Origin of the sequence: Pseudomonas sp. Yb2C2 (assembly GCF_052112325.1) — a bacterium.
In the GTDB taxonomy this organism is placed as follows: Bacteria; Pseudomonadota; Gammaproteobacteria; order Pseudomonadales; family Pseudomonadaceae; genus Aquipseudomonas; species Aquipseudomonas marginalis.
The window spans coordinates 1-23,132 of the sequence record NZ_JAVAJK010000044.1 but is presented as its reverse complement, the minus strand read 5'-3'; the positions used below and the strand labels follow the sequence as shown (position 1 = coordinate 23,132).

General features: G+C 62.1%; 26 protein-coding genes. 14 read left to right on the top strand and 12 right to left on the bottom strand.

The genetic code is table 11. The features are described from left to right. Positions 1-750 precede the first annotated feature (750 nt). From Q8X51_RS31525 to Q8X51_RS31510, 4 genes are all read left to right on the top strand, one after another. Entirely contained in the window at positions 751-2,751 is a 2,001-nt protein-coding gene (locus Q8X51_RS31525) for a ribonucleoside triphosphate reductase (RefSeq protein WP_407694703.1), read from the top strand. 31 nt (positions 2,752-2,782) lie between these two features. After that, positions 2,783-2,938, top strand: coding sequence for an anaerobic ribonucleoside-triphosphate reductase (gene nrdD, locus Q8X51_RS31520; RefSeq protein WP_049712898.1), 156 nt, complete (start codon positions 2,783-2,785; stop codon positions 2,936-2,938). Further along, complete coding sequence (locus Q8X51_RS31515; RefSeq protein WP_065927214.1) at positions 2,935-3,630, top strand: anaerobic ribonucleoside-triphosphate reductase activating protein; 696 nt, start codon at positions 2,935-2,937, stop codon at positions 3,628-3,630. The genes nrdD and Q8X51_RS31515 overlap by 4 nt, the downstream gene beginning before the upstream one ends. A gap of 69 nt (positions 3,631-3,699) precedes the next feature. Beyond that, complete coding sequence (locus Q8X51_RS31510; RefSeq protein ID WP_407694704.1) at positions 3,700-5,319, top strand: methyl-accepting chemotaxis protein; 1,620 nt, start codon at positions 3,700-3,702, stop codon at positions 5,317-5,319. Positions 5,320-5,639: 320 nt separating this feature from the next. On the opposite strand, the gene Q8X51_RS31505 is transcribed toward Q8X51_RS31510, so the two are convergent. Genes Q8X51_RS31505 through Q8X51_RS31490 form a run of 4 tightly spaced genes read right to left on the bottom strand, consistent with a single transcriptional unit; the run spans position 5,640 to position 8,694 of the window. Next, entirely contained in the window at positions 5,640-6,995 is a 1,356-nt protein-coding gene (locus Q8X51_RS31505; protein WP_407694705.1) for a 4Fe-4S binding protein, read from the bottom strand. Further along, on the bottom strand, positions 6,992-7,831 hold the full coding sequence (locus Q8X51_RS31500) for an FTR1 family iron permease (protein ID WP_407694706.1): 840 nt from the start codon (positions 7,829-7,831) through the stop codon (positions 6,992-6,994). Before Q8X51_RS31500 ends, Q8X51_RS31505 begins: the two co-directional genes overlap by 4 nt. Positions 7,832-7,840: 9 nt before the next feature. Beyond that, entirely contained in the window at positions 7,841-8,164 is a 324-nt protein-coding gene (locus Q8X51_RS31495) for a cupredoxin domain-containing protein (protein WP_137212131.1), read from the bottom strand. Continuing rightward, a complete protein-coding gene (locus Q8X51_RS31490) occupies positions 8,164-8,694 on the bottom strand; it encodes an iron transporter (protein ID WP_065927209.1) in 531 nt (176 codons plus the stop codon). The genes Q8X51_RS31495 and Q8X51_RS31490 overlap by 1 nt, the downstream gene beginning before the upstream one ends. 179 nt (positions 8,695-8,873) lie before the next feature. Between Q8X51_RS31490 and Q8X51_RS31485 the strand changes: the two genes are divergently transcribed. After that, the gene (locus tag Q8X51_RS31485) at positions 8,874-9,083 is read left to right on the top strand and encodes a DUF3079 domain-containing protein (protein ID WP_053130271.1); all 210 of its coding nucleotides are present in this window, start codon (positions 8,874-8,876) and stop codon (positions 9,081-9,083) included. On the opposite strand, the gene Q8X51_RS31480 is transcribed toward Q8X51_RS31485, so the two are convergent. Further along, a complete protein-coding gene (locus Q8X51_RS31480; protein ID WP_315872041.1) occupies positions 9,072-9,350 on the bottom strand; it encodes a hypothetical protein in 279 nt (92 codons plus the stop codon). The two genes, Q8X51_RS31485 and Q8X51_RS31480, sit on opposite strands and share 12 nt — an antisense overlap. Before the next feature lie 68 nt (positions 9,351-9,418). Beyond that, a complete protein-coding gene (locus Q8X51_RS31475) occupies positions 9,419-9,895 on the bottom strand; it encodes a hemerythrin domain-containing protein (protein WP_027607159.1) in 477 nt (158 codons plus the stop codon). Between the two features lie 256 nt (positions 9,896-10,151). Between Q8X51_RS31475 and Q8X51_RS31470 the strand changes: the two genes are divergently transcribed. Next, positions 10,152-10,358, top strand: a complete 207-nt coding sequence (locus Q8X51_RS31470) for a PLD nuclease N-terminal domain-containing protein (RefSeq protein ID WP_074847045.1) — start codon at positions 10,152-10,154, stop codon at positions 10,356-10,358. A 61-nt stretch (positions 10,359-10,419) separates the two neighbouring features. Here the strand turns inward: Q8X51_RS31470 and Q8X51_RS31465 are convergent, their stop codons facing one another. Both Q8X51_RS31465 and Q8X51_RS31460 read right to left on the bottom strand, forming a co-directional pair. Then, complete coding sequence (locus tag Q8X51_RS31465) at positions 10,420-10,980, bottom strand: type 1 glutamine amidotransferase domain-containing protein (RefSeq protein WP_407694707.1); 561 nt, start codon at positions 10,978-10,980, stop codon at positions 10,420-10,422. Between the two features lie 30 nt (positions 10,981-11,010). After that, the gene (locus tag Q8X51_RS31460; RefSeq protein WP_065927205.1) at positions 11,011-11,514 is read right to left on the bottom strand and encodes a DUF4142 domain-containing protein; all 504 of its coding nucleotides are present in this window, start codon (positions 11,512-11,514) and stop codon (positions 11,011-11,013) included. Between the two features lie 186 nt (positions 11,515-11,700). On the opposite strand from Q8X51_RS31460, the gene Q8X51_RS31455 reads away from it, so the two are divergent. Together Q8X51_RS31455 and Q8X51_RS31450 are read left to right on the top strand one after the other, a co-directional pair. Then, complete coding sequence (locus tag Q8X51_RS31455) at positions 11,701-11,913, top strand: hypothetical protein (protein WP_137212133.1); 213 nt, start codon at positions 11,701-11,703, stop codon at positions 11,911-11,913. A gap of 2 nt (positions 11,914-11,915) precedes the next feature. Beyond that, positions 11,916-12,350, top strand: a complete 435-nt coding sequence (locus Q8X51_RS31450) for a DNA methylase (RefSeq protein ID WP_407694708.1) — start codon at positions 11,916-11,918, stop codon at positions 12,348-12,350. A gap of 228 nt (positions 12,351-12,578) precedes the next feature. On the opposite strand, the gene Q8X51_RS31445 is transcribed toward Q8X51_RS31450, so the two are convergent. Beyond that, positions 12,579-13,364, bottom strand: a complete 786-nt coding sequence (locus Q8X51_RS31445; RefSeq protein ID WP_065927202.1) for a DeoR/GlpR family DNA-binding transcription regulator — start codon at positions 13,362-13,364, stop codon at positions 12,579-12,581. 121 nt (positions 13,365-13,485) lie between these two features. Here Q8X51_RS31445 and Q8X51_RS31440 point away from each other — a divergent pair, with 121 nt between their 5' ends. After that, a complete protein-coding gene (locus Q8X51_RS31440) occupies positions 13,486-14,643 on the top strand; it encodes an alpha-hydroxy acid oxidase (protein WP_065927201.1) in 1,158 nt (385 codons plus the stop codon). A gap of 195 nt (positions 14,644-14,838) precedes the next feature. Here the strand turns inward: Q8X51_RS31440 and Q8X51_RS31435 are convergent, their stop codons facing one another. Further along, complete coding sequence (locus tag Q8X51_RS31435; protein WP_065927200.1) at positions 14,839-15,765, bottom strand: alpha/beta hydrolase; 927 nt, start codon at positions 15,763-15,765, stop codon at positions 14,839-14,841. A gap of 164 nt (positions 15,766-15,929) precedes the next feature. Between Q8X51_RS31435 and Q8X51_RS31430 the strand changes: the two genes are divergently transcribed. From Q8X51_RS31430 to Q8X51_RS31410, 5 genes are all read left to right on the top strand, one after another. Then, positions 15,930-16,517, top strand: coding sequence for an NUDIX domain-containing protein (locus tag Q8X51_RS31430; protein ID WP_065927216.1), 588 nt, complete (start codon positions 15,930-15,932; stop codon positions 16,515-16,517). 106 nt (positions 16,518-16,623) lie between these two features. After that, positions 16,624-17,214: an antibiotic biosynthesis monooxygenase gene (locus Q8X51_RS31425; protein WP_407694709.1), complete on the top strand. Its 591-nt coding sequence runs from the start codon at positions 16,624-16,626 to the stop codon at positions 17,212-17,214. Continuing rightward, positions 17,211-19,049, top strand: coding sequence for an amidohydrolase (locus Q8X51_RS31420; protein ID WP_407694710.1), 1,839 nt, complete (start codon positions 17,211-17,213; stop codon positions 19,047-19,049). Before Q8X51_RS31425 ends, Q8X51_RS31420 begins: the two co-directional genes overlap by 4 nt. 27 nt (positions 19,050-19,076) lie before the next feature. Further along, complete coding sequence (ycaC, locus tag Q8X51_RS31415; RefSeq protein ID WP_027607149.1) at positions 19,077-19,694, top strand: isochorismate family cysteine hydrolase YcaC; 618 nt, start codon at positions 19,077-19,079, stop codon at positions 19,692-19,694. 284 nt (positions 19,695-19,978) lie between these two features. Beyond that, positions 19,979-20,860, top strand: a complete 882-nt coding sequence (locus Q8X51_RS31410) for a LysR family transcriptional regulator (protein WP_065927198.1) — start codon at positions 19,979-19,981, stop codon at positions 20,858-20,860. On the opposite strand, the gene Q8X51_RS31405 is transcribed toward Q8X51_RS31410, so the two are convergent. Together Q8X51_RS31405 and Q8X51_RS31400 are read right to left on the bottom strand one after the other, a co-directional pair. Beyond that, positions 20,847-21,884, bottom strand: coding sequence for an AraC family transcriptional regulator (locus Q8X51_RS31405; RefSeq protein ID WP_065948155.1), 1,038 nt, complete (start codon positions 21,882-21,884; stop codon positions 20,847-20,849). The genes Q8X51_RS31410 and Q8X51_RS31405 overlap by 14 nt on opposite strands. Before the next feature lies 1 nt (position 21,885). Next, positions 21,886-22,800: a GGDEF domain-containing protein gene (locus Q8X51_RS31400; RefSeq protein WP_024074876.1), complete on the bottom strand. Its 915-nt coding sequence runs from the start codon at positions 22,798-22,800 to the stop codon at positions 21,886-21,888. Positions 22,801-23,132: the final 332 nt, after the last annotated feature.

Sequence of the window (23,132 nt, the reverse complement as noted above, 5' to 3'; positions counted from 1 at the left end):
TCACTCCGGCTTTGGAGCGTGGGCCGCCGCAATGGGCCATCCATGGCCCAGTGCGGCTAACCCGGCGTCCTGCCGGGTTACCCACGCTCCAAAGCCTGCGTTCGGCCAGCGTGTTTGACGGGGCGATTTGAGATCAAGAGCCAAAGCGCGGCGGCCTTAGAGCCGACCGGAGTTGGGTCTGGTGTACTGGGTTAAAAATGTGGGAGGGGGCTTGCCCCCGATAGCGGTGAGTCAGTCAACCCATGTATCACTGACCCACCCTCATCGGGAGCAAGCCCCCTCCCACATTTGGATCTCCATCCAGCAGGTAGGCCTCAGCCTGCTTTTGCTCTGCTTTTGCTCTGCTTTTGCTCTGGCTTTTGATCTTGATCCTAGGCGCCCCGTTAAACACGCTGGCCGAACGCAGGCTTGAATCCGTGGGTAACCCGGCAGGACGCCGGGTTAGCCGTCCTGGGCCAAGGATGGCCCATGACGGCGGCCCACGGATTCAAGCCGGAGTGAGGGCATGCCGAGCCTAGGCGAGGCACCGAGTGTTGGGGCAAGAGCCCTTTGGTTACTTTGGGGCTCTTTTCCAAAGTGACCCGCTGTAAGAGCGGAACCATAGGCCGCCGTTACCTAAATAACGGATATGTACCCAATCAAAAAAGCTTGACCCCGATCAAGGGAAGCAAAACCCAGTCTCCGTAATATCACTGCATGTTGTGTTTTAAGTTGTTATTTAATCTATATGTAGTGCCTGGAGCCCGGAAAATGCAAAACACGCTCACCCCGCTGGTCAGCACCCGCCTACACAAACGCGACGGCAGCCTGGTCCCCTTCAACGCCGAAAAAATCCACCACGCCCTGACCGCCGCCGGTACCGCTACCGGCGAGTACCAGGAGGCCGACGTCGACCTGTTACTGGGCGCTGTCCTGGCCCGCCTGAGGGGCATCGAACGCCTGGACGTCGAACAAATCCAGGACAGCGTCGAACGCGTGCTGATGGACGCCGGCTACTTCCTCTCCATGCGCGCCTATATCGTCTACCGCGAACAACACGGCCGCCTGCGTCGCGACCGCAAGACCCTGGTGGAAGTCGCCACCTCGATGAACGAATACCTCGACCGCGAAGACTGGCGCGTGCAAGCCAATGCCAACCAGGGCTACTCCCTGGGGGGGCTGGTGTTGAACGTGTCGGGCAAGGTCACCGCCAATTACTGGCTCGACGAGGTCTACAGCCAGCAGATCGGCCGCGCGCACCGTGAGGCGGATTTGCATATCCATGACCTCGACATGCTCGCCGGGTATTGCTCCGGCTGGTCGCTGCGTTCGCTGCTGCACGAAGGCCTCAATGGCGTGCCGGGCCGTGTCGAAGCGGGGCCGCCCAAGCACTTGAGCAGCGCCCTGGGGCAGATGGTCAACTTCCTCGGCACCCTGCAAAACGAATGGGCCGGCGCCCAGGCGTTCAGCTCGTTCGATACCTACCTGGCGCCCTATGTGCGCAAGGACCAACTGAGTTACGCCGAGGTGCGCCAGGCGGTGCAGGAGTTCATCTACAACCTCAACGTGCCGTCGCGCTGGGGCACTCAGACGCCGTTTACCAACCTGACCTTCGACTGGGTGTGCCCGGAGGATCTGCGCGAGCAGGTGCCGGTGATCGGTGGTGAGGAAATGCCGTTTGCCTATGGCGACCTGCAGGCGGAAATGGAGCTGATCAACCGCGCCTACATCGAAGTGATGCAGGCCGGCGATGCCAAGGGCCGGGTCTTCACCTTCCCGATTCCCACCTACAACATCACCCACGATTTCCCCTGGGACAGCGAGAACGCCGACCGCCTGTTCGAGATGACCGCGCGCTACGGCCTGCCGTATTTCCAGAACTTCCTCAATTCCGATATGCAACCCAACCAGGTGCGCTCGATGTGCTGCCGCCTGCAATTGGACGTGCGCGAGCTGCTCAAGCGCGGCGGTGGGTTGTTCGGTTCGGCGGAGCAGACCGGCAGCCTGGGCGTGGTGACGATCAACTGCGCGCGCCTCGGCTACCTGTTCAAGGGCGACACCTCGGGCCTGTTGCAACGCCTGGACAGCCTGATGGACATGGCCATGGAAAGCCTGGAGGTCAAGCGCAAGGTGATCCAGCACCATATGGACGCCGGTTTGTACCCGTACACCAAGCGTTACCTCGGCACCTTGCGCAATCACTTCTCCACCATCGGCCTCAACGGCATGCACGAGATGCTGCGCAATTTCACCGGCGACGAGCAGGGCATGCACACCGAGGAAGGCCGCGCATTTGCCCTCAAGCTGCTCGACCATGTGCGCGCTACGTTGCTGCGCTTCCAGGAAGACACCGGCCACCTCTACAACCTCGAAGCCACCCCGGCGGAAGGCACCACCTACCGTTTCGCCAAGGAAGACCGCAAGCGCTACCCGGACATCCTGCAGGCCGGCAGCGACGTCGCGCCGTACTACACCAACTCCTCGCAACTGCCGGTGGGCTTTACCCAAGACCCCTTCGAAGCCCTGGAGCTGCAAGACGAACTGCAATGCAAGTACACCGGCGGCACCGTGTTGCACCTGTACATGGCCGAGCAGATTTCCTCGACCCAGGCCTGCAAGCAACTGGTGCGCAAGGCGTTGGGGCGTTTCCGTTTGCCGTACCTGACGATCACCCCGACGTTCTCGATCTGCCCGGTGCACGGTTACCTCGCCGGTGAGCATGAGTTCTGTCCCAAGTGCGATGAAGTGCTGGCACTGGCCGCTGCGCACTGAACCGATCTTCCAACCCGCAAGGAGATTCACCATGCAAGCATCCCAGCCACAACGTCAGCGCTGCGAAGTCTGGACCCGGGTGATGGGCTATCACCGGCCCGTGTCGGCGTTCAATCCCGGCAAACAATCCGAGCACAAGGAACGGGTGCATTTCACTGAAACGGCCGCCGTGGCCGGGCGCCAATGAGTCGAGCGCTACGGGTCGGGGGCCTGGTGCCCCTGACCACCCTCGACTACCCCGGCATGCTCGCCTGTGTGCTGTTTTGCCAGGGCTGTGCCTGGCGCTGTCGTTACTGCCACAACCCGGACCTGATCCCGCCGCGCGGTAGCACGGAGGTGGATTGGCGCCGGGTGTTGCTGTTTTTGCAGCGGCGCAAGGACTTGCTCGACGCCGTGGTGTTCAGCGGTGGCGAGCCGACCTTGCAGGAAGGCTTGCCGGCGGCCATGGATGAAGTGCGGGCGATGGGGTTTCGCGTCGGCCTGCACAGCGCCGGGATCAAGCCGGCAGGGTTTGCCAATGCGTTGCGGCATGCCGATTGGGTCGGCTTTGACGTCAAGGCGCTGGCCGAGGATTGCCAGTTGATTACCCAGGTCAAGCACAGCGGTGCCGCCAACTGGCGCAGCCTCGACACCCTGTTGGCCAGCGGCGTGGAATACGAGTGCCGCACCACGGTGCATTGGCATTTGATCGACCCGCCTCGGTTGCTGTTGCTGGCCCAGCGTTTGCAAGCCAACGGCGTGCAACGCTTTGCGGTGCAAATGGTGCGCACGGCCAGCATGCTCGATGCGCAATTGTCGAGTTCTCCGGCACAGGCTGCCTTGCCGGAGTTATGGAGCCGATTGCGCGAGTTGTTTCCTGCTTTTGTATTGCGAGGGTGATCGGCGCCCTCAAGCGGATTTTTATAGATGCTGCCCATGACGGGCAGGTTTTCATCAGGGACTATCACAATGAAGCAATTAACCACGGCACAACGCATTGTCGTCGGCTTCGCGATTGCGCCGCTGGCGCTGGTCGGCTTGGTGTTTTACGCCCTTCACGACCTGGCAACCCTCAAGCAGCAGTCCGAACAGATCGTGCAGCAGGACTGGCCACGGATCGCGCCGATCATGGTGATAGCCACCGGTGTGCGCGATAACGGGCGCAACACCCGCGACCTGCTGATCGACCAGGATAACCAGCAGGCCCAGGCCTCCATCGGCACCACGCGCGAACGCATCACCCAGGCGTTCGCCACCCTCGAGCCGCTGCTCGACACCGCCGAAGGCAAGGCCGCCTATGCCACCTTGAAAACTCATCGCGAAGCCTACGTGGCGGCCTTCACCCAGCTGCAGGCGCTGATCCGGCAAGGGGCGCGCGAGCAGGGCCTGGCCCAGCTCAAAGAGCAGGTGATCCCGGCCGAGCTTGAGGTGTTCAAGAGCCTGGATGCGCTGATGGCCATGCAGGGGCGGCTGTTCGCCGAGCGCCAGCAGGCGGCGCAAACCCTGTATGACGAGGCTCGGGGCACCATGCTCGGGCTGTTCCTGCTGTGCCTGGCGCTGGTGGTGGTGGCGGCGGTGATCGTCACGCGCAGCGTCACCCGACCGTTGGGCGGCGAGCCGGATGAAGTGGCGCGGGTGTTGAGTCATATCGCCGAGGGCGACCTGACCCTCGAGGTGCCGTTGGGCAACAGTATCGACGGCAGTGTGATGCGCAACCTGCACCAGATGCAGCAGAACCTTAACCAGATGGTCCGCCATATCGCGACGTCGGTGGACGGCGTGGCCAGCTCGTCGGAAGAGTTGAGCGCAGTCAGCGGCCAGACCAGCAGCAGCCTGCAGTTGCAGGGCCAGGAAATCGAACAGGCCGCCACGGCGGTGAATGAAATGACCGCCGCTGTCGACGAGGTGGCACGCAACGCCGTGAGCACCAGCGAAGCCTCGCGCCTGTCGGAGCAGACCGCCCAGCGTGGACAGGCGCAGGTGCAGGAAACCGTGGCGTCGATCAATACCTTGGCCACCGGCGTGGTGGAAACCTCGGAGCGTATCCAGCAACTGGCCGGCCGCGTGCAAGACATCAGCAGCGTGCTCGAAGTGATCCGCAGCATTGCCGACCAGACCAACCTGCTGGCGTTGAACGCCGCCATCGAAGCGGCCCGCGCCGGGGATGCCGGACGCGGGTTTGCGGTAGTCGCCGATGAAGTGCGCGCGTTGGCCCATCGTACCCAGGTCTCGACCCAGGAGATCGAGCAGATGATCGGCAATATCCGCCAGGACACCGAACACGCCGTGGCCGCCATGCACAGCAGCAGCGAGCGGGTACAGGCGACCTTGAACGTGGCGCAACGCTCGGGAGAGGCGCTGGAGGAAATCACCCGGTCCATCTCACAGATCAACGAACGCAATATGATGATTGCCAGTGCCACCGAAGAACAGGCACTGGTGGCGCGGGAAGTGGATCGCAACCTGGTGGGCATTCGCAACCTGTCCCAGCAGGTGTTGCAGGGCGCTATACACACCGAGACTGCCGGGCATGACCTGGCCGGAATGGCGGGGACGCTGCATCAGACGGTGGCGCGGTTCAAGGTGTAACTTTGCCTGTGGGAGGGGCGGTGCGACGATTCGACTTGCTCCCGATAGCCATAGGTATCTACAACGTTGGCTCAACGCTGAACGCCCGGCAGATAGGGCTGTTGTGGCGAGCGGGCTTGTCCCGCGTTGGGCTGCGTAGCAGCCCCAGTAAGGAAGAACGCAGTGCATCAGACACTCTGTGGAGGCTGGTTTTGGGGCTGCTTCGCAGCCCAACGCGGGACAAGCCCGCTCGCCACAGGGGAATTCGCCAGTCTCTGAAAATTGTGTAGATATCTATGGCCATCGGGGGCAAGCCCCTCCCACATTTGCATCAGTATGCATCAGCCAGCCCACCCCCAGAACTGCAACCACCAGCCACACCCCACCAGCCCGTTACTCAGCAGTACGCACAACCACCCCAGGCAGCGCGGTCGGGTTCCAAGCCCCTGGAGCTGCCGCCAGCCCAACCACAAGCACCAGCCAATCGCCGCGCTCAACACCAGTGCACGAGCCGGTTGCACCCACGTCAATGCCAACCCTTCATAGCGCAGCAACTTCACCGTCGTCGCCGACAGCCCCAGGAACAGCCCTGCACCCCCCAGGGGCGTGAGTGTCAGCGCCAGGGGCCGAAACAGTGCGCAATCGCCCGCCGCGTGTGCGGCCAGGCGCAGCAGCAGCCAGCAGCCACCGCCGAGCAGCAGTGCGCTGCCAGCCAGGTACAGCACGATGCACAGGCCATCGAGCCAACTGAAGCTGTCGTTGAGTGGCGGGTAGTGGGTGAGCAGCCACCAGGGCGCGTTGTCTTGCAGCAGCCATAGCCAGTCGCGGCTTACCAGCCATTCGGCGAGTGTTTGTTTGAGTGCGATAAACCACGGGCTTACGGTCCATTGGAACGCGCCCATGGCCAGGCCGATCACGCCAAACAGCAGCAGGCGCGCATCCCACGGTGAGCCGGGTTGATGGGGCGCGTGGAGAATCTCCTGATTGCATGAGCGGGCGATCAGTTGCACCGCGCCGCGTTGCCCGCTGCAACGGCCACAGGCGTGGCAGTCGCTGGCGCCTTGCAGGCGGCGGATGTCCAGGAGTGGCGCGCAGTTGGGCAGCGGCAGGCGCGGGGCGTCGTTGGCTTTCCAGCGTTGTTCATCCACGGCGAAATGCACCGGCGCCAGGCGGGCGAGCAGGGCGAACACGCCGCTCACCGGGCACAGGTAACGGCACCACACGCGCTTGCCGCGCACGAACAGCAGGCCGACCGCCACCGCCGCCAACGTCGAGCCGCCGAGGATCAGCAATGCTGCCTGGGCGTAGTCGTACACGCTGATCAACTGGCCGTAGAGCGTGGTGAGGCAAAAGCCCAGGGTCGGCCAGCCGCCCCAACGCAGCCAGCGCGGTATGCCGAGGCCGCGCCCGTGCTGGCTGGCCCATTCGCTCAGCGAACCCTCCGGGCACAGCACGCCGCACCACAGGCGCCCGAACAGCACCATCGACAGCAACACGAACGGCCACCAGATCCCCCAGAAGATAAATTGCGCGAGCAGCGTCAGGTTGTTCACCATGCGCGCTTGGCTATCGGGCAACGGCAGCACGGCGGGCAGCACCAGCAACACGGCGTAGACCAGCACCACCACCCATTGCGCAGCACGGATCAAGCGCCCATGGCGGCGCATGCCATCGCCCAGTTGCTGCAACCAGCTCATGCCGCGTGCCGGGCGCGACGCAGGCCGTTGCCCACCCACAGCCAGTAGCCGAGCAGTACCAACACGGTGATAAGGCTGGGGGCCGCGCGGTAGCCGGCAAAGTCGGCCAGCAGCGCGCCCAGGCCGTGGCTGTCACTGAGCAGCGCGCTGCTGTCCCAGCGGCTGTCACCGACTGCGGCGTAGGCCCACTCGGGCATGTCCAGGCCCAGCAGTTGCCCACTGATACGGTCCACGGCCGCGATCAGCAAGGCGCCGCCGAGCAGCAACAGCAGCGCCTCGCTGAGGGCGAAAAACAGTGACCAGGAGATAAAGCGCCGACTGCCGCGCAACAGCAGCACGGTGAGCCCCGCCAGTGCCAGGCCGAGCACACCGCCGACGGCGAACAGGCCTTGCGCCTCATCGTGCAGGCGCGCCCCGGCGCCATACAAAAACACCACGGTTTCACTGCCTTCGCGACTCACCGCCAGCAGCGCCAGTAACAACACCCCCCAGCCGCCCTGGCGCGCCAGGCGCTCATCGGCCTCGCGTACCAGGCTGTGTTTGAGCGTGGCCGCGTTGCGGTGCATCCAGAACACCATCTGCACCATCAAGCCGCTGGCCAACAGGGTCAGCGCCGCTTGCAGCCACTCGCCCTGTGGGCCGGTCATGGTGTCACCGGCCCACAGCATCAAACCGGCCAGCCCGGCCGAACACAGCAACCCCAGCAGCACCCCGGCCCAGAGGAAGCGGGCCAGTTGCGCATGGCCGGCCTGGCGGCTGATCCAGGCCTGCAGGATACCGATCACCAGCAGGGCCTCGACGCTTTCACGCCAGACAATAAACATCGATTGATTCATCAACGGCTCCTATTCGGCGAGGATGCTGCCTTCGGGCAACTGTGGGTTGAACTCGTCGAAGAACGGGTACAACCCCGGCTTGAGCGGGTGGATCACCACAAAGGTGGTCACCCCCGCAGACAACACCTTCTCGACCCGCAACGGCGTGCTTTCGAATTCGGCCGGGCCTTGGCCGATGTTCTTGAGCACGATCTTGAAACGCTCTTCGGCCTTGACCACCAGTTGTGGCGGGTCGAAGTGGCCGTCCTGCAGGCTCAACTCATAGGTGGGCAACGGCGCCGCCACTGCCGCACCGCTTAGCAGCAGGCCGCCGAGCAACAGGGCGCGGCGCATCAATAGCCGCCTTTTTTGCCGATGCCGGCGTAGACGAATTCGTAGTGCACTTCGCAGCGTTCGAACCACGGGGCGACCCCGGTTTCCTTGTCGGTATGACGGCCCAGGGAGTGGTGGCCGGTGGGCGGTAATACGCTGAAGGTGAGGGTGTATTTGCCCGGGCCTTGCAGCTTGACGTTATCGCCATAGTGCGGCCCGTCGTTGGCGACCATGGCGTGGAAGTCGCCGCTGATGGGCGTGTCGCTGCCTTGTTTCTTCAGGGTGAAAGACAGGTTGAGGTAGGGCACGAAACTGCCTTCCTGAAACCCTTGGGCGTTGTCCGCCGTGGCGCGTACATCGGCCTCCAGGTGCACATCGGAATCGGCCGTGGCGCGCATCATGCCGGCGGGTGCCATCTCGATCGGCTGGAGGTACACCGCGCCGATTTCCAGGCCCGGGCAGTGTTGCGGTTCGCCGATTGGATACTCCTTGGCAACTGCCACGGAGGTGCTCAGCAGCAGGGCAAGGCAGAGCAAAGAAGGGGTACGCATGGAGGCTTCCTGATGGGTGTGGAGAGAGAACCCGAGTCTAGGAAGATCAGCAGTAAATAATAATGATTCTTGTCAAGTTCCGAGGATATTTCATCTTGTCCAGGCTTGATGCCGGTCAAGGTTGTACAGGCTGTATGGGGGTAGGTTGCAGGGAGTGTTCGTCGCCAGGGAGTCGACTCATGGCCAAGCCTTTTCCGCTGCACCCCAAGCATCCCGAACGTATCTGTTGGGGCTGTGATCGCTACTGTGCTGCCACCGACCTGGCTTGCGGCAATGGCGCCGACCGCACCATGCACCCGGCCGAGATGATCGGGGATGACTGGTACGAGCATGGCGACTGGGGGCTTGCGCCCGAGCCGCCGGTGGCGGATGAGCCGTCAGCTGCCTGAGCGGGGTTTTTCCTTGTCGTCTTTAGGGGTGTCAGCCGGCCTGACGGGTTTGCTCGGCGGTTTGGCGGTGTCCTTGGTTTTTTTGTCGCTGTCCGAGGGGCTGCTGGGGTAGGTCCCCGGTGGCAGGGCGGAGCCGGCGGCGCTGTCGCCACTCAAGGCGTTGGCGGCAGGTTCCGGGTTATCGCCAAAGGCGGCGAGGGCGGGGCCGGAGAGCAGGGCTGACAGGCCGACGATAAGCACAATCCGTTGGGACGATCTGGTCTTCATGACGCTATCCCCTATCGTGTAGATGTATCAGGAGCCTGGATGAATGCCAGGCTCCGGTCCTGCCTCGATCAAGCCGCCATGGGCTTGCTTGATTGCGACTTTTTATGCGCCGCTTTCATGGCTTCCATTTCGGCGCCCAACTCTTCAAGCAGCGCCTTGCCGAGCAGTTTTTTGGCCTGAGGGAACATCTCGGTTTCCTCTTCTTCGATATGGTGCTCGAGCAATTCCTTGACCACCTTGACGCGGCCGGAAAACTCGGTGGTCGACGGTTCGGTCTGCTTCAGGTCGGGCAGCACCAGGGCGTCGACGGTGCGGTGCTCTTCCTTGGCCTCGTGGTACATGATGTCCTGTTCCTTGCCGCCGGCCTTTCTGAACGCCGGGTAGAGGATTTCTTCTTCCAGCCTGGTGTGCAGGCTGATTTCCGCTTCCAGCTTGGCCAGCAGCTCCGTGCGCTTTTTCACCCCGCGTTCGGTGGACTCACTCAATTGAGTCAACAGGGCCTTTACGCGTTCGTGGTCGGCTTTGAGCAGGTCAATGGCATTCATCGGTGACACCTCACGGGAAACTCAGGGCGCGTCGATATGCACGCCTCGTCCCGTGCAGTGGTGCATCAGGCGTACCAACTTGAGCGATTTTAAATTGGCCTTTTAATTCAATTGGTTGAAGAGGATTGGAGAGAGTGCCTGTCGTGCAGGTTGCATGGTCGGCCTGGGGGCACGTTGCATTCCACCACCCAGGAAAATTTAAATGAACCCTCGCGGCCGATGCTTGAACTAACGCATACGACCTAGGAGGTGAAGCATGGAAATTCAATATATCTGGATTGCGTTGGCGGTAGTTCTGCTGCTTTTGGAATTGTGGGCGATCAATATCGTATTGCGCAGCACCAGTGGCTGGGAGACCAAGGGCTTATGGCTGGTGATCCTGATCTTCGTACCGCTGCTGGGCCTGATTGCATGGGCCATGTTCGGGCCCAAGCGGGAGATGCCGGAACAGCGTAAAAGCTGAGTGGCAGGGGTAAAGCAAAACAGGCGCCGAAAGGCGCCTGTTTGCGTTCAATGTTGGCGGTTCAACCAGCGACAGCCTGGGCAATCGCCTCGTTGAAAGCAGGCAGATCGTCCGGTGTACGCGAGGTGATCAAGGTCCAGCCATTGGCCTGGCATTGCTTGACTTCGGTATCGACCCACCCGGCCGCGCCAGCGTTTTCCAGGTCGATGCGCACGCTTTTGTACGAGGTTAGGGTCTTGCCCTTGATTACGCCGGCGTCGATCAGCGTCCATGGGCCGTGACAGATCGCCGCGATGGTTTTACCGGCTTGGGCAAAGCCCTTGATCAGGCGCAGCGCCGCCGCGTCCTGGCGCAGGGTATCGGCATTGACGGTACCGCCAGGGATCACAAGGGCGTCAAAGTCGCTGCTGGCCACGTCCGACAGTTGCACGTCGGATTCCACGGTTTTGTCCTTTTCGGTGTCGCCGACAAAGGTCTGGGTGGAGCCGCCTTTGCTGGACGCGTGGGTCACCGTGGCGCCATAGCCGCGCAGTGCTTCCAGGGGCTTGAGCAGTTCGTCGCGCTCGATGCCGGTGTTGGAGGTGATGACCAGAATCTTCTTGCCGTTGAGTTGCGAACTCATGATCGAATGTCTCCTTGAGTCAGGAATGAATTAATGGTCGTGCTTGGCTTGCAGCTCCTTGGCCATTTTCAAATGGGCTTCAAGGGTTGGCAGCGTCTTGGTGGCGAAGGCTTTCAGCTCGGCATTGTCCGAGGAAGCAGCTTCCTTCTTGAACAGCTCGACGGTTTTTTCATGGGCGTCGACCTGGTTGTTGGCGTAGGCCTTGTCAAATGATTCGTCGCGCAGTTCCAGGATGGCTTTCTTGGCCTTGTCAGTCAGGGCCGCGTCATCCGGCACTTCGATGTCGAGTTTTTTTGCCAGGGCCATCAGTTCCTGATTGGCCTTGGTATGGTCGGTGACCATGTGCTGGGCAAACGTCTTCACGTCGGCCGAGCTGCTTTTTTCGAGGGCCAGTTTGCCGGCTTCCACCTCGGTGATACCGCCTTGGGCTGCGTCATCGACGAAGCTGTTGGAGGTGGCGGCCATGGCGTTGGATATTGCGCCCGCAACCAGTACGAAAGTCAGGCCCATTTGTTTCATCAGCAGAGTGGTCATGATGGAGCTCCTTGAAAGTGGCGGGATGCCGTTACCTGACTGTTGAGCCGAGGCCGGGGCAAAAGGTTTAAATTTTTTTGTTCCTGTTTGTCCGCGGCAATTTCCTTGAACTATCGACATTCACAGGCCTCTGCTGCGTAAGTGCCCGCCGCTTTCGCGAGCCTTCAACTGCCAGGAGATTTCACTGTGACTGCCGATAAAACCCCAGACCCGATCAGTTCCGAACAGGCGCAAAAAGGTACTGATAAAGCCGCCAAGGGCCAGCCACTGGAACGCCCGAATCCCAGCACCGAAACCGTCGACAAAGTGCTGACACCCACCTCGATCAAGGACACCGAACGCCAGGCCGACGCCATCAACGAACGGGCGGATGATGCCGAGCGCAAGCTGGGGCACTGAGCATGGCCAAGTCTATTTCAGCGGCTGAACTGGGCATCGATCTCAAGCCTGGGGATGACGCCAGCCTGTTCAAGTGGCTTGTCGCCAGCTTCCTGATGGGCAAGCGCGTCCAGGCGCCGATTGCGGCGCAGGCCTACAAGGTGATCGTTGAGGAAGAGGGGCGCGATACGGCGCGCAAGCTGCAACATTGCACCTCCAAGGAATTGGTGGCGATGTTGGGGCGTGGCCACTACGTGCGGTACGACGAAAGCACCGCACAGCGCCTGCTGGACCTGAGTGCCAAGCTGAACGCCGAGTACGCCGGCAAGATCAGCCACATCCGCAGTGCCAGCGAAAACCGCCAGGCGTTCGAACAGCGCCTGGGTGAATTTGACGGCGTGGGGCCCAAGACCATCGAGATTTTCATGCGCGATGCGGCCAAGGTGCTGTCGTGGTGAGCAGGCTTGTTGTGGCTAGCAGGCTTTTTGTGGTGAGCGGGCTTTTTTTGTGGTGAGCGGGCTTGCCCCGCGCTGGGGCGCGTAGCGGCCCCTCATAAGGCCACCGCCATTATCCTGCCTGCCTGAACGCGGTGACTGGTTTTAGGGCCGCTTCGCAGCCCAGCGCGGGGCAAGCCCGCTCACCACAAAAAAAGCCTGCCAGCCACACCGCCATTTGATGCCCTGTACCTACTCGACCTCGACCCGCAACACCTCCAACCCTAACTGCTCATACGCCTCCACACTCGGCACATGCCACTCCGTGATCAACGTGTGAATACGGTTGCACGGAGCCACCACAAACGGTTCAACCGCACCCAGTTTGTCGGCCATGGTCACCGCCACCACATGGGAGGCGCTGTCGAGCAGGGCCTGCTTGACCGCCACTTCATCAAAATGCAGCGAGCTGATGCCCACTTGCGGATGCAGTGCGCATACCCCGGTAAACAGCAGGTCGGCCTTGATGCCCTGGATCAGGCGCACCGCCTCGTGACCGCTGGTGGACAAGGTGGCCGGGTTGAGTTGGCCGCCGGCAAGTATCACTTTCACATCGCGGTGGTCGGCCAGGGCGATGGCGATCATCGGTGATGGCGTGACCACCGTGAGGCGGATCGAATGCGGCAATGACTGGGCGATCTGCAAGGTGGTGGAGCCGGAATCGAACAGCACGATCTGGCCGTCTTGCACCTGGTCGGCGGCGAGTTGCGCGAGTTGACGCTTGGCTTCATTGGTCTCGCCGACGCGGGTGAAGAAGTCCTTGCCGGTGTCCTTGGGCCGGGGCAGGGCGCCACCGTGCACGCGCTGCAACAGGCCGGCGGCGGCGAGTTCGCCGAGGTCGCGGCGGATGGTGTCCTGGGACACGGCGAAGTGCTCCACCAGCTCCGAGGCAGTGACTTTGCCGTCGCGTTCCAGCAGTAACAGGATCTTTTGTTTGCGCAGGGAAGGCAGGTCGATGGCGTGATGGGTGTTGTGCATGTTTGTGCGCTTTTTTGCGGGTTTGTGCGAGATTAGTCTGCAGTCGATATAAACGCAATGGTTGGTTGCCCACCCGTGGGGCGGTTACTCTCTGCGCTCAGTTCAGGGAGAGGTGACCTAGATGTCGTTGATTACAACCATCGAAGATTTACGCAAGCTGGCGCAAAAGCGGGTGCCACGGATGTTCTACGATTACGCCGATTCCGGGTCCTGGACTGAAAGCACCTACCGCGCCAATGAAAGCGATTTTGCCCGGATCAAATTCCGCCAGCGCGTGGCGCGCAATATCGATGAACGTTCGATCCGCGCCACCATGCTCGGCCAGGACATGGCCATGCCCGTTGCCTTGGCCCCCACCGGTCTGGCGGGCATGCAACATGCCGATGGCGAGATTCTTACCGCCCGGGCCGCCGCCGCGTTTGGCCTGCGCTATACCTTGTCGACCATGAGTATCTGTTCGTTGGAGGACATCGCCGAACAGGTCGGCAAGCCGTTCTGGTTCCAGCTGTATGTGATGCGCGACCGTGGCTTTGTCGAGCAATTGATCGAACGTGCCAAGGCGGCCGGTGTGGACGCACTGGTGCTGACCCTGGACCTGCAGATCCTCGGGCAGCGTCACAAGGATTTGATCAACGGCCTGTCGGCACCGCCCAGGTTGACCTTGCCGAACCTCCTCAACATGGCCACCAGGCCGCGCTGGGTGATGGGTATGCTCGGTACCCGGCGGCGTGGCTTCGGCAATATCGTCGGGCATGTGAAGGGCGTCGCGGACATGGGTTCGCTGTCATCGTGGACCGCCCAGCAATTCGACCCGCGCCTGAGCTGGGACGATGTGGAATGGATCAAGCAGTGCTGGGGCGGCAAGCTGATCATCAAGGGCATCCTCGATGTGGAAGACGCGCGCCTGGCTGCCAATTCCGGGGCGGATGCACTGGTGGTGAGCAACCACGGTGGCCGCCAGTTGGATGGTGCGCCGTCGAGCATCAGCCAGTTGCCGGCGATTGTCGACGCGGTGGGCGAGCGCATTGAGGTGTGGCTGGACGGCGGCATTCGCTCCGGCCAGGACGTGCTCAAGGCGATGGCACTCGGCGCCAAGGGCACCATGATCGGTCGCCCGCATTTGTATGGTCTGGGCGCGATGGGCGAAGCAGGGGTGACCAAGGCGCTCGAGATCATCGCCCGTGAATTGGACGTGTCGATGGCGCTGTGTGGCTATAACGATATACGCGATGTGAATCGCGAGATTCTGCTGCCGGGTACATTTCCAAAAATCGTTTAATCAGCAAAAAAATCGTAAAAAAATAAAAAGAGTTGTCCACGAAAACCGTGGGTATCTCTGTGGATAACTTTGCGAACGCCCGGCAGGGTTGGCGATTTAACCAAAGGTTAATATTTGATCAACTGCCGGCGAGGGCCAGTATGGGCAGGGTTTGCGCTTGACAGCCAAGCGCGAACCCAGTGCCGAAAAACGGATTTATGACTCGTTGTCACGGCCGGTTGCGTGGGTGACAACCTGGGCGGGCATCTTCGCTTGCATCAGGTTGTCGAGTGCCTGGCGATAGCTGCGACCGGCCAGGCTCATGCTGTTGTTGTGGCTGGCACCCGGCACCAATAAGAGGCGTTTGGGTTGCCGGGCCGCTTCAAATAGTTGCTCGCTGAAGCGGGGCGGCACATAGCGATCATCCAGGCCATGCACCACCAGCAATGGCATATGGATATCGGCGATCTTGTCGATGGAGTCGAACTTCTGCGACAGCAACCAACGCACCGGCAGCGAAGTATTGGCCACCGCCGCGGCTACATCGGCCAGGGAGGTGAAGGTGGATTCGATGACCAGCCCACGTACCGGCAGTGGCGTTTGCTTGCCCAGTTCGGCGGCCAGGTCGATGGCTACCGCGCCGCCGAGTGAGTGCCCGTAGATCAGGCGCTTGCCGGGGTCCGGTTGCAGCACCTGGAAGCGTTCCCAGGCGATGCGCGCGTCTTCGTAGACCGTGGTTTCCGAGGGCAGCTCGCCGTGGCTCTGGCCAAAACCGCGATAGTCGATGGCCAGCACCGAGTAACCCAGGGCGTGCAATTGCTCGATGCGAAACAGCTGCCCGGTGAGGTTCCAGCGCACGCCATGCAGGTAGAGGATCGCCGGCGCGTCCTTGTTGGCTGCCGGGTACCACCAGCCATGAATGTTCTGCCCCGATTTGAAACTGGCGGGCTTGAGCTCGAATTCCTGCACCGCCTTGGGTAAGCCGCTGTACCAACTGGCGGTGCCGGGCTCGATGCGAAACACCAACTCGCGCTCCTTGTGTTGCAGCACCGCGCAGCCCACGGGCAGGCCGACGATCAACAGTGCCATGCACAGCAGGGGAAACCAGCGCAGGCTCAGGCGCGATAGAAAACGAGAGGGCATGAAGATTCCAGGGCAAAGGTGAAGTGGGGGTTTTACCAGATGGCCTACACAGGCAGGTATAAATTCGACGGCCGCCCACGGCGATTGCTTGCAAAGTGTTACAGCATTTGACGCCATTGATGCCAGCGCGACATGCTCGCGCTCTTTTGAGCAAAGGACTGACCATGGACAACAGCCCCGTTCGCATCACCGCCGAAGAAACCCTCTCGGACAACTGGTACCTGCTGAAAAAATACAGCTTCGACCTGCGTCGCCGCGACGGCAGTTGGCAAGCCCAGACCCGCGAGGTGTATGACCGCGGCAATGGCGCGACCATCCTGCTGTACAACCGCGAGCAACGCACCGTGTTGCTGATTCGCCAGTTCCGCATGCCCACCTTCGTCAATGACTATCCCGGTTACCTGATTGAAGCGGCGGCGGGGTTGCTGGACAACGCCAGCCCCGAAGAGCGCATTCGCCTGGAGGCGGAGGAGGAAACCGGTTATCGCGTCGGGCATGTGGAGAAGATCTATGCGGCGTTCATGAGCCCCGGGTCGGTCACTGAGCGGATTCACTTTTTCCTCGGCGAGTACCAGCCGGGGGACCGGGTCGGCCATGGCGGCGGCCTGGAAGAGGAGGGCGAGGACATCGAGGTGCTGGAGCTGGGTTTTGAGCGCGCGCTGGCCATGGTGCAGAGCGGCGAGATCGCCGACGGCAAGACCATCATGCTGTTGCAGCACCTGGAGTTGTGCATGCTGAAAGAAGGCTGGTGAGCCCTTTCCAGCCATCCCCCTCAAACAGCACGTACATGCAATTTTCCTGACGCTGTCCTCGGCAAACTCCCCTCATCGCTGAAATTTCAAGGCAGAGGGGCATACCATGGACCCAGCACCACAGACAGGGCCCGACGAAGTCGTCACCCTGGTCGTCAAACACCTGATCAAGGCCGGCCGCGAAGCCGACTACGAAGCCTGGCTACGCCGCACCGTGCGCATCGCCGGCGAGCGTCCCGGCCACCTCGGTGTCGACGTCGTGCGCAGCAAACAGAACGGCCTGGCGCTGTTCACCTGCGTATTGCGCTACCGCTCTACCGATGACCTGGAAACCTGGCTCAATTCACCCGAGCGCAAAACCCTGATCGCCGAAGCCACGCCGATGCTGGCCGACGGCGACAAGACCGAAATCGGTGCACTCAACGAATTCTGGTTCACGCCCCTGGCCGACAGCGCCGCCAAGCCGCCGCGCTGGAAGCAGGCGGTGGTCAGCCTGTTTGTAATTTTGCCGCAGACCTTGCTGTTGCCGTTTATCTGGGGGCCGATCCTGCGTCTGCACCCGTTCCTGTCCAACTACGTGGTCTCCACCTTCCTGGTCACCGTGACCATCGTCCTGCTGGTGGTCTACCTGCTGATGCCGGCGGCCACCCGCCTGTTCGCTCCCTGGCTTGAAGCCTCTGTAAAGGAAACCCTATGAACGCCGATCTGATTCTGTTCAATGGCCAGTTCCACACCGTGGACCGGGAAAACCCGCGGGCAACTGCCGTCGCCATCCGCGAGGGGCGCTTCGTTGCCGTCGGCACCGATGGCGAGGCCATGGCCCTGCGTGGCAGCGGCACCCAGGTCATCGACCTCAAGGGCCGTACCGTGATCCCTGGCCTCAATGACTCGCACCTGCACCTGATCCGTGGCGGGCTGAACTACAACCTCGAGCTGCGCTGGGAAGGCGTGCCGTCCCTGGCCGATGCCCTGCGCATGCTCAAGGAGCAGGCCGACCGAACCCCTACGCCGCAATGGGTGCGGGTGGTCGGTGGCTGGAACGAATTCCAGTTCGCCGAAAAACGCATGCCGACCCTGGAAGAACTCAACCAGGCCGCACCGGATACCCCGGTGTTCGTGCTGCACCTGTATGACCGTGCCTTGCTCAACCGCGCCGCCCTGCGCGTGGCCGGCTACACCAAGGACACGCCGAACCCGCCGGGCGGCGAGATCGTGCGCGACAGCCACGGCAACCCCACCGGCATGCTGGTGGCGCGGCCGAATGCGATGATCCTCTACTCGACCCTGGCCAAAGGCCCGAAACTGCCGCTGGAATACCAGGTCAACTCCACCCGCCAGTTCATGCGTGAACTCAATCGTCTCTGCCTGACCAGCGCCATCGATGCCGGCGGTGGTTTCCAGAACTACCCCGATGACTACGCGGTGATCGAACAACTGGCCAAGGATGAACAGTTGACGGTGCGCATCGCCTACAACCTGTTCACCCAGAAGCCCAAGGAAGAACTCAGCGACTTCAAGAACTGGACCGGCAGCGTCACCCTGCACCAGGGCGATGACTACCTGCGTCACAACGGCGCCGGCGAGATGCTGGTGTTCTCGGCCGCCGACTTCGAAGACTTCCTCGAACCCCGTCCCGACCTGCCGCTGACCATGGAGCAGGAGCTGGAACCGGTGGTGCGCCATCTGGTGGAGCAGCGCTGGCCGTTCCGCCTGCATGCCACCTATGACGAGTCCATCTCGCGCATGCTTGATGTGTTCGAGAAGGTCAACCGCGACATCCCGTTCAATGGCTTGCCGTGGTTCTTCGACCATGCCGAAACCATCACCCCGAAGAATATCGAGCGGGTCCGCGCCCTCGGTGGTGGTATCGCGATCCAGGACCGCATGGCGTTCCAGGGCGAATATTTTGTCGAGCGCTACGGCGCCAAGGCCGCCGAAGCCACGCCACCGATCAAGCGCATGCTGGCCGAAGGCGTGCCGGTAGGGGCGGGCACCGATGCCACGCGGGTCTCGAGCTACAACCCGTGGACTTCGCTGTACTGGATGGTCAGCGGCCGCACCGTCGGTGGCCTGGAGCTGCACGCCGAAGGCCTGCCGCGCCTGACCGCGCTGGAACTGTTCACCCATGGCAGCGCCTGGTTCTCGTCCGAGCAGGGCAAGAAAGGCCAGATCAAGGTCGGCCAATTGGCGGACGTGGCGGCGCTGTCGGCGGACTTTTTCAGCGTCGATGAAGAAGCCATCAAGTGGATCGAATCGGTGCTCACCGTGGTTGGCGGCAAGGTGGTCTACGGCGCCGGCGACTTCGAAGACTTTGCACCGCCGCGGGTGCCCGTGCTGCCGGACTGGTCGCCGGTGGTCAAGGTGCCGGGGCACTGGCGTCCGAGTTCGCCTGTGCAGGCTCAAGTTCACCAATGCAGCGGCCCGTGCGGCGTGCATTCCCACAGCCACGAAAAGGCGCGCCTTTCCAGCGTGCCGGTCAGCGACTTCCAGGGTTTCTGGGGGGCGTTTGGCTGCTCGTGCTTTGCGTTCTGATACCTAAACCCACAAAGGAGTTAACCCATGACTTACAAGCGCTTGAACAAAGATGACGCCGTGGTGCTGTTGGTGGATCACCAGACCGGCCTGATCTCCCTGGTGCAGGATTTCTCCCCCAACGAATTCAAGAACAACGTATTGGCCCTGGCCGACGTGGCGAAGTTCTTCAACCTGCCGACCATCCTGACCACCAGTTTTGAAGGCGGTCCCAACGGCCCACTGGTGCCGGAACTCAAGGCACTGTTCCCGGACGCGCCGTACATTGCCCGTCCTGGCCAGATCAACGCCTGGGACAACGAGGATTTCGTCAAGGCGGTCAAGGCTACCGGTCGTAAGCAGATCATCATTGCCGGTGTGGTGACGGACGTGTGCGTGGCGTTCCCGACCCTGTGCGCCCTCGACGAAGGCTTCGAGGTGTTCGTGGTCACCGACGCCTCCGGTACCTTCAACGAAACCGTGCAACAAGCCGCCTGGGCGCGTATGACCGCCGCCGGTGCGCAACTGGTGAACTGGTTCGCCGTGGCCTGCGAGCTGCAAGTGGACTGGCGCAACGACATGGAAGGCCTGGCCAACCTGCTGTCGCCGCGCATCCCCAACTACCGCAACCTGATGAACAGCTACTCGGCGTTTACGGCCAAGTAAGTTGTTCTCAGCCTGTAGGTGATCAATGTGGGAGGGGGCAAGCCCTAATGCCTAGTCAGTTAAGCGTACATCGCCTCCTGTAGGAGCGAGCTTGCTCGCGAAAAACGTCAACGATAACGCGTGCTTCCTGAATGAACGCGGCGCCTTTGAGTTTTTCGCGAGCAAGCTCGCTCCTACAAAAAGCCTTAACTGACTGGCATTAGGGCAAGCCCCCTTCCACATTTGATTTGTGGTGTTGCGACCATCCAGTTATAAAACAGCCCATCGTCTACCGAGAAGCGACAATGAACCCCTTCGAAGACATGCGCCTGTTCTGCCAGGTCATGGAATCCGGCAGCTTCACCGCCGCCGCTGAACAATTGGGCCTGTCCAAGCAATTCGTCAGCCGCCGCCTGATCCAGCTGGAAGATCGCCTCGGCGTGCGCCTGCTCAACCGCTCCACGCGCCGCCTGGATGTCACGCCCCTGGGCCAGAGTTACTACGAGTCCGCCTTGCGCCTGCTCGGTGAAGTCGAGCAAGTGGAGCAGGGTATCGCCGGCCAGAACAGTGAACCGCGCGGCACCATTCGCCTGAGTGCGCCGTTGTCGTTCGCCATGGCGCACCTGGGTTGCCTGTTGCCGGTGTTCTTGCAGCGCCATCCCCAGGTGTCGGTGGAAGTTGACCTCAGCGACCGCCCGGTGGACCTCATCGGTGAGGGCTACGACCTGGTGCTGCGCATCGGCACCCTGGAAGATTCCACCCTCATCGCTCGCCGTATCGCCAGCATCGAGCGCGTGTATTGCGCCAGCCCCGAGTACCTGGCACTGCGCGGTACGCCGCTTAAACCCGAAGACCTCGCCGAACACGACTGCCTGCCCTACGGCCATGGCCGCCAGGTGCAATGGCGCTTCAAAGGCAAGCTGCAAGCACTGAATGTCACCGGCCGTATGCGCGTGAATAACGGCGAGTTGCTGCGCGATACCGCCGTCGCCGGCCTGGGCGTCACCTACCTGCCGACCTTCATCGTCGGCGACGCCTTGAAGGACGGCCGGCTGGTCACGCTCCTCGATGATTTTGCCCCCGAAGCCCTGACCCTGTCGGCGGTGTATCCCCAGCATCGGCAAAGCTCACGGCCGGTGCAGGCGCTGGTGGAGTTTCTGCGCGAACGCCTGGCTAGCGGCTGTTGAACAGCTGGCGGATCAGGTTCGGGGTGCTGCCGGTCCAGCGCTTGAATGAGCGCCGGAAATTCGCCGCATCGTTGAAGTTCAGGTACGCCGCCACTTCATCATTGCTGTAGCCCTTGACCTGGTACAGGTGCAACGCCACCTGCTTGCGCACTCGGTCCACCTGCTGTTGAAAACCGGTGTCGTGCTTGTGCAACTTGCGCTTGAGGGTCGCCGGGCTCATGGCGAAGGCCTGGGCCGCCTGTTCGAGACTGGGCGGCTGGCGCACCTGGTCGCGCAGGTACTCGTAGAGGCAGTCGAGAAAGCTGCCGGCAAAGCCCAGCTGCTCGATCTGCTCGCGGGCTTGCCGACGTGCAACCTGGCCGGCCGTGGTCGAGGCGCCCGGCCAGGTGCGGGTGAGGTATTCGCGCGGGATCGTCATCATGTCCAGCGGGCGCTCGAAGCGCGTGTCTTCGCCCAGATGCACCCAGTACTGCTCGATATAACGCGGTTCGGCATGGCTGAAACTGCACGCCCACGGCAGGCGCTCGCCGCTGAGCCATTGGCTCATGGCAACCAGCGAGGTCATGCTGGCTTCCAGCAGGAAGCGCCAGTGTTCGCCGGCGCCGCAACTGTCCAGCCAGTACAGGTAGGCGTGGTGCTCATCCAGCTCCAGTTGCAGGGTGGCCAACGGGCTGAGCAGCACCTGTTGCTGGATCAGGATCTCCAGGGCCTGGTGCAGGTTCTGCGCATGCCCAAGGGCGTGGCTGGCGGCGCCGTAATAGCCCGGTAGCAGGCGCTGGCCAAACAGGAAGCTGCTGTCGTCGGCGTCCAGTAACTTGCGGCTGTTGCCGATCAAGCCGAAAAACTGCTGCGGGCTCAGGTGCGCGGTGCCGGCCAGGATGTCCTCGTGAAACAGCCCGGTGCCGCGCAGCAGGCGATGGCTGTCGATGTCGCGGGACAAGGCCAGGTCGATCAGCGTGGCGGGTTGGTAATGCCCTGGGATAAAGCGGCTGTCGGCTTCATACCAGCTGGTTTTCACGGCCATCTCAGGCACTTTTCGCAAGGGGTTGCTTGGCCCTGGCCAATGCCAGGTTCAGGCGCTTGAGCAAGTCCTGGGGCGGTTCTTCAAGGGCCATGACCACGGCGGTGGTCGCCGCCAGTTGCAGGCGTTCGCCCTGTTGCCGGGTCTTGTGGGCCAGGCCGCGCACCGCTTGCTGCAACTCCAGCGCCAGCTCCTTGGCCTGGCGCTCGCCGGTATTGGGCAGCAGCACCACAAAACGGTCGCCGGCCAGGCGGCACAGCAGGTCCTGGCGGCGCAGGTTGAGCAGCAGCAAATGGCTGAGGGCCTGCAACACCGCGTCGCCCTCGGCATGCCCGTAGGCCTGGTTGATGGCGGCGAAGTTGTCCAGGTCCAGGGCCAGCAGCGACAGCGGTTGTTGCTGCTCGCGGCTGTCCTGCAGGCTGTCGGCCAACTGGCGCTTGAGGTAGTCGGCGCCGGCCAGCGGTGTGAGTTTGTCGAACAGTCGATGTTCACGGAACAAGCGCTCGCGCTTTTCCATCTGCGCGCTGATCGCCAGTTGTTCGCGGTGCCAGTGGTAGATGCCGATGGTCAGCAGGATCATGCCCACCGGCATCGGCCCGGACTCGAGCCAATGGTCCCAGGTGATGCTGTCGGGCAGGCGGATAAATTCGTCGAGGCTGTCGATCCACCAGGAGAAAAAGATGCACGACAGGCCCAGCGCCAGGTAATTGGTGACGCGCCCGGCGGGGCGGCTTTTGAGCACCAGGCCCAGCCATACCAGAGCGAGCAGGGCGGAACCGCCTTCGCCGAAGATATCCAGCCACACCCATTCGCTGACGCTTTTCAACTCGCCACAGGCCAGGTGCAGGATCAGCCCGAGGTTGGCCGCGATCAGCAGCAACGAGAGTTTCCAGCGGTGGGGCTTGAGCACGGAAAACATGGCCGCAGGTCCTTGGGCAAATGAGTGGTGGGCGCCAGCACAGCAGATGGATGTGACCGTTGGATGACGGTGGAGGAGGGTCGAATCAGCTCAGCTCAAACACACGGGCGATCAAAAAATGTGGGAGGAGCTTGCTGTGGTGAGCGGGCTTGCCCCGCGCCGGTCTGCGAAGCAGGCCCCCCGTATCCTCAGTGAACCCGTCGGGGGGATAAGCCTCCTCACCACAGCAAGCCCCCTCCCACAGGGGATCTACACAGGTCATATCAGCTCATTTGCACCTGCAGGACTGCTCTAAACCCCGGTTTACAGGCCTTCGCGCCGACCCCTGTCAC

What these genes read in the sequence shown, in the direction of transcription:
- Q8X51_RS31400 (WP_024074876.1), bottom strand. Translation starts at nt 22,800, where the DNA reads ATGTTTTCCGTGCTCAAGCCCCACCGCTGGAAACTCTCGTTGCTGCTG.
- Q8X51_RS31495 (WP_137212131.1), bottom strand. Translation starts at nt 8,164, where the DNA reads ATGCGCCGCGCCCTGTTGCTCGGCGGCCTGCTGCTAAGCGGTGCGGCA.
- Q8X51_RS31515 (WP_065927214.1), top strand. Translation starts at nt 2,935, where the DNA reads ATGAGTCGAGCGCTACGGGTCGGGGGCCTGGTGCCCCTGACCACCCTC.
- Q8X51_RS31440 (WP_065927201.1), top strand. Translation starts at nt 13,486, where the DNA reads ATGTCGTTGATTACAACCATCGAAGATTTACGCAAGCTGGCGCAAAAG.
- Q8X51_RS31475 (WP_027607159.1), bottom strand. Translation starts at nt 9,895, where the DNA reads ATGAATGCCATTGACCTGCTCAAAGCCGACCACGAACGCGTAAAGGCC.
- Q8X51_RS31490 (WP_065927209.1), bottom strand. Translation starts at nt 8,694, where the DNA reads ATGCGTACCCCTTCTTTGCTCTGCCTTGCCCTGCTGCTGAGCACCTCC.
- Q8X51_RS31505 (WP_407694705.1), bottom strand. Translation starts at nt 6,995, where the DNA reads ATGAGCTGGTTGCAGCAACTGGGCGATGGCATGCGCCGCCATGGGCGC.
- Q8X51_RS31445 (WP_065927202.1), bottom strand. Translation starts at nt 13,364, where the DNA reads ATGCACAACACCCATCACGCCATCGACCTGCCTTCCCTGCGCAAACAA.
- Q8X51_RS31410 (WP_065927198.1), top strand. Translation starts at nt 19,979, where the DNA reads ATGAACCCCTTCGAAGACATGCGCCTGTTCTGCCAGGTCATGGAATCC.
- Q8X51_RS31500 (WP_407694706.1), bottom strand. Translation starts at nt 7,831, where the DNA reads ATGAATCAATCGATGTTTATTGTCTGGCGTGAAAGCGTCGAGGCCCTG.
- Q8X51_RS31420 (WP_407694710.1), top strand. Translation starts at nt 17,211, where the DNA reads ATGAACGCCGATCTGATTCTGTTCAATGGCCAGTTCCACACCGTGGAC.
- ycaC (WP_027607149.1), top strand. Translation starts at nt 19,077, where the DNA reads ATGACTTACAAGCGCTTGAACAAAGATGACGCCGTGGTGCTGTTGGTG.
- Q8X51_RS31450 (WP_407694708.1), top strand. Translation starts at nt 11,916, where the DNA reads ATGGCCAAGTCTATTTCAGCGGCTGAACTGGGCATCGATCTCAAGCCT.
- Q8X51_RS31465 (WP_407694707.1), bottom strand. Translation starts at nt 10,980, where the DNA reads ATGAGTTCGCAACTCAACGGCAAGAAGATTCTGGTCATCACCTCCAAC.
- Q8X51_RS31485 (WP_053130271.1), top strand. Translation starts at nt 8,874, where the DNA reads ATGGCCAAGCCTTTTCCGCTGCACCCCAAGCATCCCGAACGTATCTGT.
- nrdD (WP_049712898.1), top strand. Translation starts at nt 2,783, where the DNA reads ATGCAAGCATCCCAGCCACAACGTCAGCGCTGCGAAGTCTGGACCCGG.
- Q8X51_RS31470 (WP_074847045.1), top strand. Translation starts at nt 10,152, where the DNA reads ATGGAAATTCAATATATCTGGATTGCGTTGGCGGTAGTTCTGCTGCTT.
- Q8X51_RS31480 (WP_315872041.1), bottom strand. Translation starts at nt 9,350, where the DNA reads ATGAAGACCAGATCGTCCCAACGGATTGTGCTTATCGTCGGCCTGTCA.
- Q8X51_RS31430 (WP_065927216.1), top strand. Translation starts at nt 15,930, where the DNA reads ATGGACAACAGCCCCGTTCGCATCACCGCCGAAGAAACCCTCTCGGAC.
- Q8X51_RS31525 (WP_407694703.1), top strand. Translation starts at nt 751, where the DNA reads ATGCAAAACACGCTCACCCCGCTGGTCAGCACCCGCCTACACAAACGC.
- Q8X51_RS31425 (WP_407694709.1), top strand. Translation starts at nt 16,624, where the DNA reads ATGGACCCAGCACCACAGACAGGGCCCGACGAAGTCGTCACCCTGGTC.
- Q8X51_RS31510 (WP_407694704.1), top strand. Translation starts at nt 3,700, where the DNA reads ATGAAGCAATTAACCACGGCACAACGCATTGTCGTCGGCTTCGCGATT.
- Q8X51_RS31460 (WP_065927205.1), bottom strand. Translation starts at nt 11,514, where the DNA reads ATGACCACTCTGCTGATGAAACAAATGGGCCTGACTTTCGTACTGGTT.
- Q8X51_RS31405 (WP_065948155.1), bottom strand. Translation starts at nt 21,884, where the DNA reads ATGGCCGTGAAAACCAGCTGGTATGAAGCCGACAGCCGCTTTATCCCA.
- Q8X51_RS31435 (WP_065927200.1), bottom strand. Translation starts at nt 15,765, where the DNA reads ATGCCCTCTCGTTTTCTATCGCGCCTGAGCCTGCGCTGGTTTCCCCTG.